We start from the raw sequence: 2,842 nt of genomic DNA, 5'->3' as shown, positions 1-2,842 counted from the left end.
CGACAAAAAAGACCGGCAAAATCACATCAATGGTATCGAGAATTTTTGGAACCAGGCGAAGCGCCACATGCGTAAATTTAACGGTATTCCGAAGGCACATTTCGAGCTGTATCTGAAGGAATGTGAGTGGCGATTTAACACTCCAAGTGCAAAACAGCAATTAACTATTTTAAAACAGATAGTTAAAGGTAAAATTTAAACCTTATCTAGGACAGCCCCAAACTTTTTACTCACACCTTCCGTCCGGTTTTCCAGCTTCCGCGGTGGATCATCTCCGTTTTGTACAACCCGTTGATACTCTCTGCCATCGCATTATCAAGGAGTCGCTGGTAGTGCCGACTCACGCTAGGATTTCAACATCCTTCAGGCGCTTTGAATACGCTAATGCAACATATTTGGAGCGCTTTCCACTGCGAAGCATGCTCATGCTGAGTTTCCAGCACCAGATTAACTGCCCGTTTACGGACTTCCGAAGAGTAACGTTTGGTCATTGTTATAGAAACCACCATGTTTAAAGTATAGCCTCTAATTTATCCAGGGTGATTCAGGCCTCAAGCTGGCCTTTGGCGAAGGCGTTCACTGCATCTTTGCCTAGCCGCCGCACTCTCCGCGCATGCTGCCGGGCGTGCACACCGGCCTACGAAATGTAGGCGCTGATCGGGCTGCTGTATCCGCATGAACAGCTGGCGTTGAAACCGTCGACGCTGGCGGGAATGGCAGGGTCGTGGCGCATCAGCGCTCAGCCTGAAAAGCTGGCACAGCAGGGCATCAGTCCGGCGGCGTTGACTGGGGCTACGCACTTAGTCTGGGCGACTGGCGGCGGCATAGTGCCGCCTGCGGAGATGGCGCAGTATCAGGCCAGCGCACTAAAAGTGCTTAATCCGTAAGCAACTGGCGCTTACAGAGTAAGCCAAAGCGACAGATCGGCGCTTCCGCACTTTGCCTGAAGCGCTTTACGCGCTATTCTGGCGCGTTTATTTCATGAAAAAGTTAATGAAAAAGTTCCATAAACTGAGGTCAATATGATTATTAAACCACGCATCCGTAGCTTCATCTGTATTACTGCCCATCCGGCGGGTTGTAAAGCTAACGTTAAAAAACAGATCGACTACGTTACCCAGCAAGGCGAGATCGCTTCCGGCCCGAAAAAAGTTCTGGTGATTGGTGCTTCGACGGGTTACGGCTTGGCGGCGCGTATCTCTGCGGCGTTTGGCTGCGGTGCAGATACGCTGGGCGTATTCTTTGAACGTGCGGGCGAAAAGAATAAAACCGCGACCGCGGGCTGGTACAACTCTGCTGCATTCGAAGAGTTTGCCGAGGAGAAAAGCCTGTATGCCAAAAGCATCAACGGTGACGCTTACTCCGACGCGGTGAAGCAGAAAACCATTGAGATAATTAAGCAAGATCTGGGTCATGTTGACCTAGTGGTTTACAGCCTAGCCGCGCCACGCCGTACCCACCCAACCACCGGTGAAGTATTTAACTCTACCTTGAAGCCAATTGGCAAACTGCTGGTGACCCGTGGGCTGAACACCGATAAAGAAACCATCACCGACGTCTCTCTGGAGCCGGCTTCCCAAGAAGAGATCGATGGCACCGTCGCGGTAATGGGGGGTGAAGACTGGCAGACGTGGATTGACGCGTTGATGGAAGCGGGTGTGCTGGCCGACGGTGCCAAAACCACCGCCTTCACCTATCTGGGCGAGCAGATCACCCATGATATCTACTGGAACGGCTCAATCGGTGAAGCGAAGAAAGATCTCGATAAACGCGTTCTTTCCATTCGTGACAAACTAGCCGCGCACGGTAACGGCGACGCACGCGTTTCCGTACTGAAAGCGGTAGTGACCCAGGCCAGCTCGGCTATTCCGGTAATGCCACTTTATCTGTCACTGCTGTTCAAAGTAATGAAAGAGAAAGGTACCCACGAAGGCTGCATCGAGCAGGTCTACGGCCTGTTCAAAGAGAGCCTATATAGTGCTTCGCCGATCCTCGACGACGCCGGCCGCCTGCGTGCCGATTACAAAGAGCTGCAGCCTGAAGTTCAGGACGAGGTTTCCGCACTGTGGTCGACCGTCACTGACGAAAACCTGAAGCAGCTGACTGACTTCGTCGGTTACAAAACTGAGTTCATGCATCTGTTCGGCTTCGGTCTGGACGGCGTGGACTACGAAGCGGATGTCAATCCGGACGTGGAGATTAAAAACCTAGTGCAGATGTAATTCTGACCACGTCAAGCCCGGCGGCGCAGAGCATCGCGCCGCCAGCTGTTATCTACCCGCCACACCGCCCAAAATGGCATTCTCCCTGAAATTTCCCACCAGCAAACCAGAACCTGAAAAAAAACATCATAATTGACGAAATGTCCTTGATTAATCATTGCCGTTTTTGGAAGTTAAGGAACTTTCTCATGGCAGGGAGCATTGGCGGCGCACTATACCGGAAGCCAATTCAAAAGAAGGATGCTCGAATGAAATCTATTAAATTATCTAATTTTACCACAATTCAGATCCAGCCAGTAAGCCCGAATGCCGGTATATGCATCCCGATCGGCAATATAGAATCTATGCTGGTCGCCGCTCGTGCGGTCAATGCTGGCAGAGGGTAGCGCCTTCCTGTCAGCGGTCACCTACCGTTACCTCCCCACCCGGCAGGATAAACAGAAGACTGCCGTTCTTAACGGTGGCAATTGCTCCCAGCATGTCAGTTAGGCGGGTCAGGAAAGACATATCGCTTTCCTGCGTATGAATAGCCCCGAATTTATTAGAGAGTAATTTCGGCAATACTACGCCGCCCATCCTTACTCGAAACGAAACAAAGTAACCCACTGGCCAGCCCCGGA

The 2,842-nt window shown here is 51.5% G+C and carries 2 protein-coding genes and 2 pseudogenes; 3 read left to right on the top strand and 1 reads right to left on the bottom strand.

Annotation, left to right across the window (positions count from 1 at the left end; genetic code table 11):
- The 3 genes and pseudogenes from BBW68_RS11605 to fabV all read left to right on the top strand — a co-directional run.
- Positions 1-199, top strand: a 199-nt coding sequence (locus BBW68_RS11605; protein WP_148127548.1) for a transposase, incomplete at its 5' end; no start/stop codon positions are given.
- A 348-nt stretch (positions 200-547) separates the two neighbouring features.
- Positions 548-887: pseudogene (locus tag BBW68_RS19880) on the top strand (D-serine ammonia-lyase); the annotation flags it as partial.
- A 135-nt stretch (positions 888-1,022) separates the two neighbouring features.
- Positions 1,023-2,222, top strand: coding sequence for an enoyl-ACP reductase FabV (gene fabV / locus BBW68_RS11600; protein ID WP_070135486.1), 1,200 nt, complete (start codon positions 1,023-1,025; stop codon positions 2,220-2,222).
- A gap of 272 nt (positions 2,223-2,494) precedes the next feature.
- Here fabV and BBW68_RS16805 read toward each other — a convergent pair.
- Positions 2,495-2,753 (bottom strand): annotated as a pseudogene (locus BBW68_RS16805) (phage late control D family protein); the annotation flags it as partial.
- Positions 2,754-2,842: the final 89 nt, after the last annotated feature.

The sequence above is a fragment of the Candidatus Erwinia dacicola genome, assembly GCF_001756855.1.
In the GTDB taxonomy this organism is placed as follows: Bacteria; Pseudomonadota; Gammaproteobacteria; order Enterobacterales; family Enterobacteriaceae; genus Erwinia; species Erwinia dacicola.
The sequence above is the reverse complement of the archived record's forward strand: the minus strand, read 5'-3'. Positions and strand labels throughout refer to the sequence as shown.